This is a genomic window from Frateuria sp., assembly GCF_035944355.1.
In the GTDB taxonomy this organism is placed as follows: domain Bacteria; phylum Pseudomonadota; class Gammaproteobacteria; order Xanthomonadales; family Rhodanobacteraceae; genus Frateuria_A.
Map to the genome: position 1 here is coordinate 221,946 of NZ_DASZBH010000012.1, position 13,400 is coordinate 235,345.

Here is a 13,400-nt window from a genome sequence, read left to right on the forward strand (position 1 = left end):
GCGCCGCGGTCCGGCTTCACGCCTGCCATGCGAAGCCCCGCATGCGGGCTGCTAGCATGACGCGCATGAGCCAAGACGACCTCGACGCCGATCGTCCCGCCGCGCCGGCTCCGGCCGCCGCGCCCGCCCCCCGCCGCCCCGTGCCTGCGAGCGCGCCGCGCCGCGGCGGCGCGCTCGCGCTGGCCCTGCTGCTGGCCCTGCTCGCGCTGGTGCTGGCCGGTTACGTGGCCTGGCGCCAGTGGCAGCAGGCGCAGGGCACGGCCAGCGACAGCCGCACGCTCAACGGCCTGGACGAGCGCGTCGGCCATCTGGAAAGCACGCTCGCCGGCATGGGCGACGAACGCACTCTGCTGCGCCAGCGCCTGGGCGACGCCGAGCAGGTGAACCGCGGCCTGCGCGAGGAACTGCTGGGCCAGTCCGAGCGCCTGCGCAATCTCGAGGACGCGGTCGCCAAGCTCTCGGAAAAGAGCCTGTCCGGCCACGACGCCATGCTGCTGGACGAGACCGAAACGCTGCTGCGCATGGGCCAGCAACGCTACGCGCTGTTCCATGACGCGCAAGGCGCCGCGGCCGCCTACGGGCTGGCCGACCAGGCGCTGGCGGCGGTCAACGACGGCGCCTTCTCCGGCGTGCGCCAGAGCATCGCCGCCGAGCGCGAGGCGCTGGAGCAAAGCCAGCCGCGCACGAACGCCATCGATACCCTGCAGCAGTTGCGCGGGACGCTGCAGACGCTGCCGCTCAAGCCGCAGGACATGCCGGCCGCCAGCGCCAGTCCCGGCGCCTGGGAGCGCATCCGCCATGCCTTGGCGAGCTTGGTCAGCGTGCAGCGCGACAGCGGTGCGCCGCTGGCGGTCGCCGACGCGCGCTTCGCCCGCGAGCTGACCGCGCTGGATCTGGCGCAGGCCCAGGCCGCGCTGCTGGCGGCCGACGTCGAGGCGACGCACGCGGCGATCGCGCGCGCGCAGGCGGCCCTGGCCGCGCAGTTCGACACCGCCGACGCGGCGGTCGCGCACGTGCAGGCACAGCTGGCCGCGCTGGCGCAGTCGCTCAAGCCGACCGCCCCGGTGCAGCTGGGCGCCGCGCTGACCGAACTGCGCAACCTGCGCGCGGTGCACGCGCTCAAGGCGGTCGACGCCGCGCCCGCGCGCGCCGCCAGCACGGGGCGCCGACCGTGAAGCTGTGGCGCTGGCTGTTGCTGCTGATCATCGTGGCGGCGCTCGCCGCGTTCGGCTGGCACGGGGTCGCCGACGACCCCGGCTACGTGCTGGTGCGCCTGCGCGGCTGGCGCGTGGAGACCACCGTGGTGGTCGCGCTGGTGATCGTGCTGCTGGCCTGGGCCGTTCTCACCGGCCTGTGGCGCCTGCTGCGCTGGCCCTTCGGCGCGATGACGCGGCGGCACCGGCGGATCAGCCGCCAGCGCCTGGACAGCGGCCTGGTCGCGCTGATGGAAGGCCGCCACGGCGATGCGGAGCGTGACCTGGAACGCGCCGCGCGCCTGGACGCGCTGCGCGGCCCGGCCCTGCTCGCTTCGGCCGAAGCGGCCTCCCGCCGCGGTGAACCGGCGCGCGCGCTGGAGGCGCTCAACCGCGCCGGCCAGGTCGCGCCGCAGGCGGCCCGCGTGGTGCGCGCCCGCGTGCTGCGCCGCGACGGCAAGCCGGCCGAAGCGCTCGCACTGCTCACGCCGGAGGCCGACAGCGGCAGCCTGACGCCCGGCGGCTGGTACGAACTGGCGCTGGCCGCGCTCGCCACCGGGGATCCGCGCCGCGCCATGACCGCATTGGAGCCGCTGCAGAAAAGCGGCGCGCTGGGCACGCAGCGCTACGCCGCGCTGGAAGCGCAGGTGCTCGTCGCCGCGATCGACGCCGCGCCGGACGGCCAGGCGCTCAACGCGCTGTGGTCGCAGCTGGGCAAGGGCCAGCGCCGCGCGGGCGCCGTCGTCGACGCCTATGCCCGCCGCGCCGCCGCCTTCGGGCTGGTGCTGCCGGCGATGGACGAACTCGAATCGGCGCTGCGCCGCGAATGGTCCTCGCAGCTGGCGCAGACCTGGGGTGCGCTCGGCGGCGACGACCTCGACGCCCGCCTGCGCCGCGCCGAAGCCTGGCTCGACGCCCACCCCAACGACCCGGGCCTGCTGCTCGCGCTCGGCCGCATGTGCGTACGCCAGCAACTGTGGGGCAAGGCGCGCGGCTACCTCGAGCGCTCGCTCGCCATCGCCCCCAGCCCCGGCGCGTGGGAAGCGCTGGGCGATACCTGCGTCGGCCAGGGCGACATCCCGCTCGCCCAGCGCTGCTACCGCAATGCGCTGGCGCTCACCCGCGGCGAGGCCGCCGTCGAGTTGCCCCGCGAGAGCCGCCTGTCGCATCCGGACACGCGTTCGCTGGCGGTGGAAGAGCGCGACCAGCACGGCGTGCCGAGGCTGCGCGAGTAGCGCGGCCGTCCGGCCATTCCGCCTCGGCACGGCTAGCCCATCGGCGCATCCGCCACGGGCCGCGCCATGATCAGGTCGCGCTGCGGATCGCTGCCCAGCGCGAACACGTGATCGCCCACCGGAACGAACCCGGACTTGCGGTAGAACGCGATCGCCCGCGGGTTGTGCTCCCAGACGCCCAGCCAGACGACGTCCGAACCGCGCGTCCGCATCGTCTCGATGCAGGCGCGCATGAGCTCCTGCGCCACGCCCCGGCCGTACCAATCGCGGGCGACGTACAGCCGCTGGATTTCCCCCGGTGCCCGTGCCGCCACGCAGCCGGGCGCATCCGGCCAGCGAAGCTGCGCGAAGCCGGCCAACTGCCCGTCCTGCTCACCGAGCAGGGTCACCCTCGCCGGATCGGCGATTTCGCGCGCCTGGATCGCCTCGCCGTAGCTGTCGCGGCAATGCAGGTCCATGTCCGCGGCGGTATTCGCGGAGCCGAAGGTGTCGCGGAAGCTTGCCTCGGCGAGCCGCGAGAGGGCCAGGGCATCGGCTGGGTTGGCCTTGCGTATCGTGATCACGGGTGGTCCAGGTGGTCTGGTGAGCGGGTCTTTAGCGCGGATGCGAGGACCTGCGCCAGCCATCCGCGTGCCGGGCCGATCGGTCAGCCTTCCTTGTCGAGCGATAAGCGAACGGCCTGTTCCTCGCCAGGCGCATGACTGGGTGAACCCTGTCAGTAGCGTTTAGAGCGCAGAGCGCCGCGGAACGCAACCAAAGACGAATAGGACGGCCGAGTACGGCAGCGCCGGCTCCGAATGCGCCGCGGCGGGTGACTTCGGATATATGGGTGACGCCGCCCTACAGCGGCGTGAGGTTGGCGTAGGCCGCCACCAGCCATTTGCTGCCGGCGCCTTCGAAGTTGACGTGCAGGCGCGTGTGCGCGCCGCTGCCCTCGGCGCTGATCACCACGCCTTCGCCGAAGCTCGGGTGGCTCACGCGCTGGCCGAGCTTGATCGGCAAGTCTTCCTGCAAGGAGGTGGCTGCCGTGTGGCGGCCGCCGTAGAGCGGGCGGCTGACCTGCACGCGCGGGCGCACCTCGTCGATCAGCTCGGGCGGCATCTCGGCGAGGAAGCGCGAGGGGCGCGCGAGCATCTCGGTGCCGTGCATGCGGCGCGATTCGGCGTGGGTGACGACCAGCCGCTCGCGTGCGCGGGTGATGCCGACGTAGGCCAGGCGGCGTTCCTCCTCCAGCCGGCTCTCGTCCTCGGTGGAGCGCTGGCTGGGAAACAGACCTTCCTCCATGCCGACCAGGAACACCAGCGGGAACTCCAGGCCCTTGGCCGAATGCAACGTCATCAGCTGCACGCAGTCGTCCCAGGCCTCGCCCTGGCCTTCGCCGGCCTCGAGCGCGGCGTGCGACAGGAACGCGGAAAGTTCGTTGAGGCCCGCCTCGATGTCTTCCGGCGTCATGGCGAAGCGGCTGGCGACGTTGACCAGTTCGTCCAGGTTCTCCACGCGCGCCTCGCCGTTGCCGCGGCTGTCCTTCTCATAGTGGTCGCGCAGCCCGGTATGGGTGATGGCGTGGTCGACCTGTTCGGCCAGCGTCAGGCTCTCGTGATGCCGAGCCCTCTCCCCCGAGTGAGAAGAAGGATGGGGGAGAGGGTTGGGTGAGGGGCTGGGCTGGCCTGAAATCTCCGCTACGGGCAGCCCCTCACCCCAGCCCTCTCCCCCATCCTCGATAAAGGACGGGGGAGAGGGAGCAAAGTCGCGGGCCATCTGGTCGATCAGGGACAGGAAGCCTTTCACCGCGTTCTTCGCGCGGCCGGCCAGCTCGCGCCCGTCGGTGAGCTCGCCCAGCGCCGCCTCCCACAGCGAGCTGCCTTCGGACCGCGCGCGCCGGCGCAGCACGTCCAGCGTGCGGTCGCCGATGCCGCGCGGCGGCGTGTTCACGGCGCGCTCGAAGGCGGCGTCGTCGTGGCGGTTGGCGTTCAGGCGCAGGTAGGCCAGCGCATCCTTGATCTCGGCGCGTTCGAAGAAGCGCAGGCCGCCGTACACGCGGTAAGGAATGCTGCGCTGGCTGAGCTGTTCCTCGAAGTTGCGCGACTGTGCGTTGGAGCGGTAGAGGATCGCGCAATCTTTCGCATTGCCGTGCTCGGCGACGTACTCGCGGATGCGCTCGATGACGAAACGCGCCTCGTCCTGCTCGTTGTAGGCGGCGTACAAGGCGATGCGCTCGCCGGCTTCGCCCGCGGTCCACAACTGCTTGCCAAGACGTCCGCCGTTGCGCGCGATCACGCTGTTGGCGGCCTTGAGGATGGTGGCGGTGGAGCGGTAGTTCTGCTCCAGCTTGATCGTGCGGGCGCCGGGAAAATCACGCAGGAACTGCTGCATGTTCTCCACCCTGGCGCCACGCCAGCCGTAGATCGACTGGTCGTCGTCGCCCACGGCGAAGACTTTGCCCACGTTGCCGGCCAGCACGCGGATCCACGCGTACTGCAGCGCGTTGGTGTCCTGGAACTCGTCGATCAGCAGATGCCGCCAGCGATTCTGGTAATGCTCCAGCACGGCCGGGTTGGAAAGCCACAGCTCGTGCGCACGCAGCAGCAGCTCGGCGAAGTCGACCAGGCCGGCGCGGCGGCAGGCCTCCTCGTAGGCGGCGTAGATCTGCACCAGCGTGCGGGTGACCGGGTGGTTGCCGTGCTCGATGGCGTCCGGGCGCTTGCCCTCGTCCTTCCAGCCGTTGATCTGCCAGGTCGCCTGGCGCGGCGGGAAGCGCGCCTCGTCGAGGCCCAGCCCGGCCACCACGCGCTTGACCAGCCTCTGCTGGTCGTCGGCGTCGAGGATCTGGAAGCCTTCCGGCAGCCCCGCCTCGCGCCAGTGCCGGCGCAGCAGGCGGTGGGCGATGCCGTGGAAGGTGCCCACGGTGAGGCCGGTGGTGCCGCCGGGAATCAGCGACTCCAGCCGCGCGCGCATTTCGCCGGCGGCCTTGTTGGTGAAGGTGACCGCCAGGATGGCCCACGGCGGCACGCGCTCGACCTGGGTCAGCCAGCCGATGCGGTGGGTCAGTACGCGGGTCTTGCCGGAACCGGCGCCGGCCAGGACGAGGTAGTGGCCGGGCGGGGCGCAGACGGCTTCGCGCTGCGCGTCGTTCAACGAGTCGATCAAATACGAAACATCCATCCACCGATTGTACCGGTGCATGTCAACCGCGCCGCGCGAACGCAGCGCGGCGAAGCTCAACCTTTCTTCGCGAAGCCGCCGATGGCCAGCAGGCCGCCCACCACGATGCCGGCGATGCCCAGCCATTGCGGCACGGCCTTCTCGTGGGTGGCTTCGATCCTGGCCGGACCCAACTGCGCCACGGTGTCGGTCTGCCTGTAGGTGCCTTTGCCCAGGGTCACCCAGATGCCCGCGACCAACAGGACGATACCGACGATGACGAGTCCTGCACGCATGCGCTCTCTCCCCTCGTTGAGTTGCCCGAGCATAGCGGGCCCGGCCGTGAACGGGCGAAAAAAAGCCCCGAAGGCTAGGGGGAACCTTCGGGGCCGGGGATGGATGCGAAGCCCAGGGGAGAGGTTCGCATCCTAGTGACCCGCTCAGGGAGGTGGACGGGTCGCGGATGCCGTTGCGTGCATCCGAAACCTTGGATGCGGATAGGGGAGGAAAGTTTCAAGGACAGCGTTCGAAATGTCCGGAACAGGTCAGGATCCGTTCATCCGCACGATCCTGCTCCCTTTCCCCGGCCACGCCGGGGAGAGGCTGGGGCGCTTGCTTGGCTTGCGCCTTGGATGGAGGGGCAAGGAGCGAAAGACCTCCCCCTCTCCCCAACCCTCTCCCCCGGGCTGCGCCCGAGGGAGAGGGAGCAAAAGCTAGTGCGCCTGCTCCCAGTTCGCGCCCACGCCCACGTCCACCACCAGCGGCACGGCAAGCTCTGCGGCGCCGGACATGCGCTCGGTCACCGCCTGGCGCATGGCGTCCACGGCGTCCTCCTGCACCTCGAACACCAGTTCGTCGTGCACCTGCATCAGCATGTGCGCGTCGGTGCGCTCGCACAGGTACGAGCCCATCGCGATCATGGCCCGCTTGATGATGTCCGCGGCGCTGCCCTGCATGGGCGCGTTGACCGCGGCGCGCTCGGCGCCGGCGCGCAGGGCCTGGTTGCGGGCCTTGAGGTTCTCCAGGTACAGGCGGCGGCCGAAGATGGTCTCCACGTAGCCGTCGCGGTGCGCCTGCTCGCGGGTAGCGTCCATGAAGGCGCGTACGCCGGCGAAGCGCGAGAAGTAGCGGGCCATGTAGTCGCTGGCTTCCCCGCGATCGATCCCCAGCTGCCGGGCCAGGCCGAAAGCGCTCATGCCGTACATCAGGCCGAAGTTGATCGCCTTGGCGGCGCGGCGCTGGTTGAGCGTGATCTCTTCCGGCGCCACGCCGAATACCTCGGCGGCGGTGGCGCGGTGCACGTCGCCGCCGCTCCTGAAGGCGCGCAGCAGCGCCTCGTCGCCGGACAGGTGCGCCATGATGCGCAGCTCGATCTGCGAGTAATCCGCCGCCATCACCACCCAGCCCGGCGGCGCGATGAAGGCGGCACGGATGCGCCGGCCCTCGTCGGTGCGCACCGGGATGTTCTGCAGGTTGGGGTCGGAGGAGGAGATGCGCCCGGTCGCCACCGCCGCCTGGTGGTAGCAGGTATGCACGCGGCCCGTGCGCGGGTTGACCATGGAGGCCAATTTATCGGTGTACGTGGAGCGCAGCTTGGCCAGGCCGCGGTAGTCCAGGATCAATCGCGGCAGCGCGTGGTCGTCGGCAATCGCCTCCAGCGCCTCCTCGTTGGTGGAGGGCTGGCCCTTGGGCGTCTTCAGCTTGGCCGCCAGCCCCAGCTCGTCGAACAGGATCGCCTGCAGCTGCTTGGGCGAATCCAGGCTGAAATCACGCCCGGCGTGCGCATAGGCCTGCTGCTGCAGCTCGAGCATGCGCTTGCCCAGCTCCTGGCTCTGCCTGCGCAATTCGTCGACGTCGATCAGCACGCCCTTGCGCTCCATGCCGGCCAGGATCGGCGCGAGCGGCACCTCGATCTGCTCGTACACGCGCTTGAGCGCCGGCACGCTTTGCAGCATCGGCTGCAGCGCCTGGTGCAGGCGCAGGGTGATGTCGGCGTCCTCGGCGGCGTAGCGGCAGGCGGTGTCGAGGTCCACCTGCGAGAACGGGATCTGCTTGGCCCCCTTGCCGGCGACTTCCTCGTACTTGATGGTCTGGTAGCCCAGGTAGCGGGCGGCCAGCGAGTCCATGTCGTGGCGCGTGGCGGTCGCGTTCCACGCGTAGGAGGCGAGCATGGAATCGTGCCTGAGCCCCTGCACGCCGACGCCGTAGTGCGACAGCACGTTGATGTCGTACTTGGAGTGCTGGCCGAGCTTGGGGCGCGAGGGGTCCTCGAACAGGGGTTTGAGCGCGTGCAGCACCTGGTCGCGGTCCAGCTGCCAGGGGGCGCCCGGGTAGTCGTGCGCCAGCGGGATGTAGCAGGCCTTGCCCGGCTCGACCGCGAACGACAGGCCGATCAGCTCGGCGCGCATGGCGTCGATACTGCTGGTTTCGGTGTCGAAGGCGATCAGCGGAGCCTCGCGCAGCTTGCCGAGCCAGCGCTCGAATTGCTCCGGCGTGGTGACCAGCTCGTATTCGCCCGGGCGTGCGTCCGCCGCGCTCGGAGCCGCCTGGACGGGCGGCGCGGGCGCGACCTCGGGTATCGGCGCCGGGCCGCCGGCCTCGGCGTCGAGGTCCTTCAATGCAGCCTTGAACTCGTAGCGGGTGAACAGTTCGCGCAGCGCGGCGGTGTCACGTTCGCGCAGGGTGAGGTCGGACGGGCCGTGTTCGAGTCCGACGTCGGTGCGGATGGTCACCAGCTCGCGCGACAGCGGCAGCTTGGGCAGCGCCTCGCGCAGGTACTCGCCGATCTTGCCGCCGACCTTGTCCGCGTTGGCGATCACGCCCTCCAGCGAGCCGTACTCGGCCAGCCACTTGGCCGCCGTCTTGGGGCCGCACTTGGTCACGCCCGGCACGTTGTCGATGCTGTCGCCGGTGAGGCTCAGGAAATCGACTATGCGCCCTGGCGGCACGCCGAACTTCTCGGTGACGCCGGCGATGTCCAGCGTCACGTTGGTCATCGTGTTGACCAGCGTCACGTGTGGCCCCACCAGCTGGGCCAGGTCCTTGTCGCCGGTGGAGATGGTCACGTCGATGCCTTGCGCCGCGGCCGCCTGGGCCAGCGTGCCGATCACGTCGTCGGCCTCCACGCCGGGGATGCACAGGATCGGGAAGCCCAGTGCGCCGACGATCGCCATCATCGGCTCGACCTGGGCGCGCAGGTCGTCGGGCATCGGCGGACGGTTGGCCTTGTACTCGGCGTAGATCTCGTCGCGAAAGGTGCGCCCGGGCGCATCGCAGACGAAGGCCAGGTATTCGGGCTGCGCCTTGAGCGTGGCGCGCAGCATGTTGACCACGCCGAACAGCGCGCCGGTGGGCTCGCCGCGCGCATTGGTCAGCGGCGGCAGTGCATGGAAGGCGCGGTAGAGGTAGGAGGAACCGTCGATCAGGATGAGCTTGGGCATGGAAACGATTCTCGCACGCGTGCCATGAGATCGCGGTTCACCGGGCCACGCCGGGGCCGCTGCTATGCTCGCGGTACATCGACGGAGTCCCCCATGAAGTCTTCTGCCGCCATCGTCCTCGCCGCCGCCCTGGCCACCGCCCCGGCTTTCGCGCAGACCCGGCCGCCGGTCAACGTGCCGCCGCCCCCGGGCATGAACGATCCGGGCGTGCATGCGAGCGCGCCGGCCTCTCCCCAGGCATCGCCCGCCGCCGCCCCGGCGCATGGCAGCACGTCGCTGCTGCCGGTCACGCCCGCGCCGATCAGGTCCGGCCAGCCGCTGCCGGAAGTGAGCGTGCACCAGCAGGGCGAGAACACCGTGCAGGAGTACCGCCGCAACGGCCAGCTCTACATGGTGGTGGTGACGCCGCCCAACGGCATCGCGCAGACCTACATGGTCGACCCCAGCGGCCGGCTGGTCGACGAGCACGGCCAGAAGCCGGCGCGGCCGGTGATGTACAAGGTGCTGGAGTGGGGCAAGAGCAAGCCGGCACCGGCGGCCTCCGCGGGCGGCAACGGCGACTGAGGCGTCCGCCATGGACCTGCGCCAGAGCTGGTTGCTGTTCGCGCTGGGTTCGGCCTTCTTCGCCGCGCTGACGGCGCTGTTCGGCAAGCTCGGCGTGGCGGGGATCAATTCCAATCTGGCCACGTTCATCCGCACGCTGGTGATCCTCGCTGTCACCGCCGGCATCCTCAGCCTGCGCGGCGAATGGGCGCGGCCCGCAGGCCTGCCCTGGCACAGCTGGCTGTTCCTGGTGCTTTCCGGGATCGCCACCGGGCTTTCGTGGCTGTGCTACTACCGGGCCCTGCAGCTGGGCCCGGTGAGCAAGGTCGCGCCGATCGACAAGCTCAGCGTGGCGATGGCGATCGTGCTGGGGCTGGTGTTCCTTGGCGAGCGGCCGAGCCTGTCGTTGCTGGTGGGCGGCGCGCTGATCGTGGCCGGTGCGGTCGTCATCGCGCTGTTCTGAGCGCGGCCGCGATCAGGCCGGGTCGTCCAGTTCCGGATAATGGCGGAAAAGGCCGCTCTCGTTGAACGGCAGGCGCCGCGGCGAGGCGAGGTAGGCGGCGACGCGCGGGCGGGCGGCGACTTCCGCCGCGAGCGCGCCAAGCCGCGGCAGCCCGGTGCGCAGGCGCGCCATGGCGCGCGGAAAGGCGTAGTCCAGGCCGGCGAGCAGTTGGAACAGCGACAGGTCCACGTAGGAATGGCTGCCCAGCGCGTGGCGCCCGTCGCCGCGCCCGAGCACGCGCTCGAAGTAGTCCAGGTACTTCGGTAGCCGGTGCTGGCGCAGGTCGGCGGCGCGTCGCGCGGCTTCGGGTTTCTGGTCGTGGTAGTAGAGGCCGGCGGCGATCGGGTGATGGCTGTCGTGGATCTCGGCGACCAGGTCGGCGATGGTCAACTGCAACTGGTTGGCATAGATGCGCCGCGCCTCGCCCTCGGGCACCAGCCGCAGGTGCTGGCCCAGGTAGTCCAGGATGGCGGCGGTCTGTGCGATCAGCAGGTGGCCGGCCTTGAGGAAGGGCGGAGCGAACGGCAGCGCCTCGTCGCGCCTGCCGTCGAGGAAGGGCTTCATGGCCGCATCGCCTTGTTCGCGCGCGACGTCCACATAGTCCGCGCCGGCGTCCTCCAGGGCCAGGCGCACGAATTCGCCTCGGCCCTGTATGCCGGTCCAGTAGTAGAGCTCGTAGGTCATGGGCATGGGCTCCCGTTGGCCTTGCCAAGGCTCGCAAGCGGCGCCATAAGGAGTCGTGAGGGTTACGCCGCGGCCGCACGGGAGTCGCCATGGACCAAACCGCCTTCCTCTCCTCGCTCGCCGGCAGCGAACCGCCGCCCGACCTTTCCGTCCACCTGCAGGCGCTGTGGTGGCTGGGCCGCGGCGCGCCGGAGCGCGCCCACCACCTGGTGCAGGTGCTGGAGGACACGGGCGCCGCCGCCATCCATGCGCACGTGCATCGCCTCGAGGGCGACGAGGGCAATGCCCTCTACTGGTACGGGCGCGCGGGGTTGCCGTTCTGCACAGAACCGATCAAGGCCGAGTGGCAGGCGCTGGTGGGGCGTTTCCTGTGACGCCTGGTTGCCTCCCGCGGCGGGAGCGCGCGCGCGATGAGCGCCTGGTTTCAGCGGAGGTTGCGCGCCGCCCGGACCCTCACTCCAGCCCCTCTCCGGATGGGAGAGAGGCTCCAAGGCTCAGTGGCGGAAGTGGCGCATGCCGGTAAACACCATGGCCATGTCGTGCTCGTCGGCAGCCGCGATGACCTCGGCGTCACGCATCGAGCCGCCCGGCTGGATCACCGCGGCGATGCCGGCCTCGGCGGCCGCGTCGATGCCGTCCCGGAACGGGAAGAAGGCGTCGCTCGCCATCACCGAGCCGCGCACTTCGAGCTTCTCGTCCGCCGCCTTGATGCCGGCGATCTTCGCGCTGTACACGCGGCTCATCTGGCCGGCGCCGATGCCGATGGTCTGGCGGTGCTTGGCGTAGACGATGGCGTTGGACTTGACGAACTTGGCCACCTTCCAGGCGAAGATCAGGTCGTCGATCTGCTCGGGCGTGGGCGCGCGCTTGGTCACCACCTTGAGGTCGGCGGCGCCGATCATGCCGGTGTCGGCGGTCTGGATCAGCAGCCCGGAGCCCACGCGCTTGACGTTCATGCCGGGGTGCGGGGCGCGCAGGTCGCCTCGCTCCAGATCGGCGTTCGCCGGCGGCGGGATTTCCAGCACGCGCACGTTGCCCTTCTTCGCGAAGGCCTTGAGCGCATCGTCGGCATAGCCGGGCGCCAGCACCACCTCGACGAACTGCCGCTCGACAATGGATCGCGCGGTGGCGCCGTCGACCTCGCGGTTGAACGCGATGATGCCGCCGAAGGCCGAGGTGGGGTCGGTCTGGAAGGCCAGGTCGTAGGCCTTGGCCGTCCCCTCCAGGCTCACCGCCACGCCGCACGGGTTGGCGTGCTTGACGATCACGCAGGCCGGCTTGACGAAGCTGCGCACGCACTCCCATGCCGCGTCGGCGTCGGCGATGTTGTTGAACGAGAGTTCCTTGCCCTGCAGCTGGCGGAAGGTCGCCAGCGTGCCCGGCGCCGGATAGAGGTCGCGGTAGAACGCGGCGCTCTGGTGCGGGTTCTCGCCGTAGCGCAGGTCCATCAGCTTCACGAAGCGGCCATTGGCCTGGCCGCCGAACGTCTCGTGGCCGGCGATGGCGTCGTGCGCCTCGTTGAGCTTCAGGCTCGAGAGATAGTCGCTGATCGCGCCGTCGTAGTCGGAGACGCGATTGAATGCGGCCACCGCGAGCCTGAAGCGGGTGGCGCGCGAGAGGCCGCCGTCGCGCTCGATCTCGGCGAGCGCATCCTCGTACTGGTCGGGCGAGGTCAGCACCGCCACGTCGGCCCAGTTCTTCGCGGCCGAGCGCAGCATCGCGGGGCCGCCGATATCGATGTTCTCGATGGCCTGTTCCAGCGTGCAGTCGGGCCGGGCGACGGTCTGCTCGAACGGGTAAAGGTTGAGCACCAGCAGGTCGATCGGCTGGATGCCGAGCTGGGCCATGACCGCGTCGTCCGTGCCGCGCCGGCCGAGCAGGCCGCCGTGCACCTTCGGGTGCAGCGTCTTGACGCGGCCGTCCATGATCTCGGGAAATCCGGTGAGCTCGCTGACGTCGGTGACCGCGATGCCGGCTTCACGCAAGGCACGGGCCGAGCCGCCGGTGGACAGCAGCTGCACGCCCCGGGCGGCGAGCCGGCGCCCCAGCTCGATCAGCCCGGTCTTGTCGGAAACGCTGAGCAGGGCGCGGCGGACGGGCGTGACGGCGGCGGACATGGCGGCTTCCAGAAGGGGAAAGCCCGCAATTATAGCCCGAGTGGGCGGAGCTATTTTTTTGGACGGCTAGACGGCCAAGCTTGGGCTCGAGCGCAAGGCAGAGCTGCCTTGCGCGGCCTGAAAGGCCTTACAGCAGGCCGTGCGCGGCCAGCTTCTTGCGCAGCGTGGCGCGGTTGATGCCGAGCACGGCGGCGGCGCGGCTCTGGTTGCCGTCGTGGAAGGCCAGCACTTCGCGCAGCAGCGGGCCTTCGACTTCGTGGATCACCAGCGCGTGCAGGCCTTCGTCGCAAGCGGTATCGCCGATGTCGGCCAGGTAGCGGCGCACGGTGCGGCTGACGCACTCGCCAAGTGCGCTCTGCGACGGCGGAGTCTCCCGGACGGCCTCGGTGACAGGCAATCGAACGACGTTCACGGGCATTCCCTCACGAGCGACGCGGCGGCTGCTTGGGCCGCTGCAATGGTTATGTCGGATCTGCCGCTGGCGGCGGCGCGCTTGGCATGCGTTGGAGCGTGCGCAAAGGGGGAGTGTACCGGCGCGGGGGGAT

12 protein-coding genes are annotated in these 13,400 nt (G+C 70.4%); 5 read left to right on the top strand and 7 right to left on the bottom strand.

The window, feature by feature from the left end; translation table 11 throughout:
• The first annotated feature begins 65 nt into the window (after positions 1-65).
• On the top strand, positions 66-1,175 hold the full coding sequence (locus VGU03_RS09935) for a uroporphyrinogen-III C-methyltransferase (protein ID WP_327480221.1): 1,110 nt from the start codon (positions 66-68) through the stop codon (positions 1,173-1,175).
• Positions 1,172-2,428 carry a heme biosynthesis HemY N-terminal domain-containing protein gene (locus tag VGU03_RS09940; protein ID WP_327480222.1) on the top strand — a complete coding sequence of 419 codons (1,257 nt, stop codon included), beginning with the start codon at positions 1,172-1,174 and terminating at the stop codon, positions 2,426-2,428. The genes VGU03_RS09935 and VGU03_RS09940 overlap by 4 nt, the downstream gene beginning before the upstream one ends.
• A gap of 32 nt (positions 2,429-2,460) precedes the next feature.
• Here VGU03_RS09940 and VGU03_RS09945 read toward each other — a convergent pair whose 3' ends face one another.
• From VGU03_RS09945 to polA, 4 genes are all read right to left on the bottom strand, one after another.
• Positions 2,461-2,991 carry a GNAT family N-acetyltransferase gene (locus VGU03_RS09945; RefSeq protein WP_327480223.1) on the bottom strand — a complete coding sequence of 177 codons (531 nt, stop codon included), beginning with the start codon at positions 2,989-2,991 and terminating at the stop codon, positions 2,461-2,463.
• 277 nt (positions 2,992-3,268) lie between these two features.
• Entirely contained in the window at positions 3,269-5,590 is a 2,322-nt protein-coding gene (locus VGU03_RS09950) for a 3'-5' exonuclease (RefSeq protein ID WP_327480224.1), read from the bottom strand.
• A 56-nt stretch (positions 5,591-5,646) separates the two neighbouring features.
• Positions 5,647-5,865, bottom strand: a complete 219-nt coding sequence (locus VGU03_RS09955; RefSeq protein WP_327480225.1) for a hypothetical protein — start codon at positions 5,863-5,865, stop codon at positions 5,647-5,649.
• Positions 5,866-6,282: 417 nt separating this feature from the next.
• Positions 6,283-9,009, bottom strand: a complete 2,727-nt coding sequence (gene polA / locus VGU03_RS09960) for a DNA polymerase I (protein ID WP_327480226.1) — start codon at positions 9,007-9,009, stop codon at positions 6,283-6,285.
• Positions 9,010-9,102: 93 nt separating this feature from the next.
• Here polA and VGU03_RS09965 point away from each other — a divergent pair, with 93 nt between their 5' ends.
• A complete protein-coding gene (locus tag VGU03_RS09965; RefSeq protein ID WP_327480227.1) occupies positions 9,103-9,573 on the top strand; it encodes a DUF2782 domain-containing protein in 471 nt (156 codons plus the stop codon).
• A gap of 10 nt (positions 9,574-9,583) precedes the next feature.
• Positions 9,584-10,015: an EamA family transporter gene (locus VGU03_RS09970; protein ID WP_327480228.1), complete on the top strand. Its 432-nt coding sequence runs from the start codon at positions 9,584-9,586 to the stop codon at positions 10,013-10,015.
• A 12-nt stretch (positions 10,016-10,027) separates the two neighbouring features.
• Here the strand turns inward: VGU03_RS09970 and VGU03_RS09975 are convergent, their stop codons facing one another.
• On the bottom strand, positions 10,028-10,738 hold the full coding sequence (locus VGU03_RS09975) for a glutathione S-transferase (RefSeq protein ID WP_327480229.1): 711 nt from the start codon (positions 10,736-10,738) through the stop codon (positions 10,028-10,030).
• 89 nt (positions 10,739-10,827) lie between these two features.
• On the opposite strand from VGU03_RS09975, the gene VGU03_RS09980 reads away from it, so the two are divergent.
• Positions 10,828-11,112 (top strand): hypothetical protein, encoded by a 285-nt coding sequence (locus VGU03_RS09980; RefSeq protein WP_327480230.1) that lies wholly within the window; start codon positions 10,828-10,830, stop codon positions 11,110-11,112.
• 120 nt (positions 11,113-11,232) lie between these two features.
• Here VGU03_RS09980 and purH read toward each other — a convergent pair whose 3' ends face one another.
• Together purH and VGU03_RS09990 are read right to left on the bottom strand one after the other, a co-directional pair.
• A complete protein-coding gene (gene purH, locus VGU03_RS09985; RefSeq protein ID WP_327480231.1) occupies positions 11,233-12,855 on the bottom strand; it encodes a bifunctional phosphoribosylaminoimidazolecarboxamide formyltransferase/IMP cyclohydrolase in 1,623 nt (540 codons plus the stop codon).
• A gap of 127 nt (positions 12,856-12,982) precedes the next feature.
• Positions 12,983-13,273, bottom strand: coding sequence for a helix-turn-helix domain-containing protein (locus VGU03_RS09990; RefSeq protein WP_327480232.1), 291 nt, complete (start codon positions 13,271-13,273; stop codon positions 12,983-12,985).
• Positions 13,274-13,400 lie beyond the last annotated feature (127 nt).

Bases quoted from the DNA above. Each gene is read 5' to 3' on its own strand.
- VGU03_RS09980 (WP_327480230.1), top strand. From the start codon at position 10,828: ATGGACCAAACCGCCTTCCTCTCCTCGCTCGCCGGCAGCGAACCGCCG.
- VGU03_RS09935 (WP_327480221.1), top strand. From the start codon at position 66: ATGAGCCAAGACGACCTCGACGCCGATCGTCCCGCCGCGCCGGCTCCG.
- VGU03_RS09955 (WP_327480225.1), bottom strand. From the start codon at position 5,865: ATGCGTGCAGGACTCGTCATCGTCGGTATCGTCCTGTTGGTCGCGGGC.
- VGU03_RS09975 (WP_327480229.1), bottom strand. From the start codon at position 10,738: ATGACCTACGAGCTCTACTACTGGACCGGCATACAGGGCCGAGGCGAA.
- VGU03_RS09990 (WP_327480232.1), bottom strand. From the start codon at position 13,273: ATGCCCGTGAACGTCGTTCGATTGCCTGTCACCGAGGCCGTCCGGGAG.
- polA (WP_327480226.1), bottom strand. From the start codon at position 9,009: ATGCCCAAGCTCATCCTGATCGACGGTTCCTCCTACCTCTACCGCGCC.
- VGU03_RS09965 (WP_327480227.1), top strand. From the start codon at position 9,103: ATGAAGTCTTCTGCCGCCATCGTCCTCGCCGCCGCCCTGGCCACCGCC.
- purH (WP_327480231.1), bottom strand. From the start codon at position 12,855: ATGTCCGCCGCCGTCACGCCCGTCCGCCGCGCCCTGCTCAGCGTTTCC.
- VGU03_RS09970 (WP_327480228.1), top strand. From the start codon at position 9,584: ATGGACCTGCGCCAGAGCTGGTTGCTGTTCGCGCTGGGTTCGGCCTTC.
- VGU03_RS09950 (WP_327480224.1), bottom strand. From the start codon at position 5,590: ATGGATGTTTCGTATTTGATCGACTCGTTGAACGACGCGCAGCGCGAA.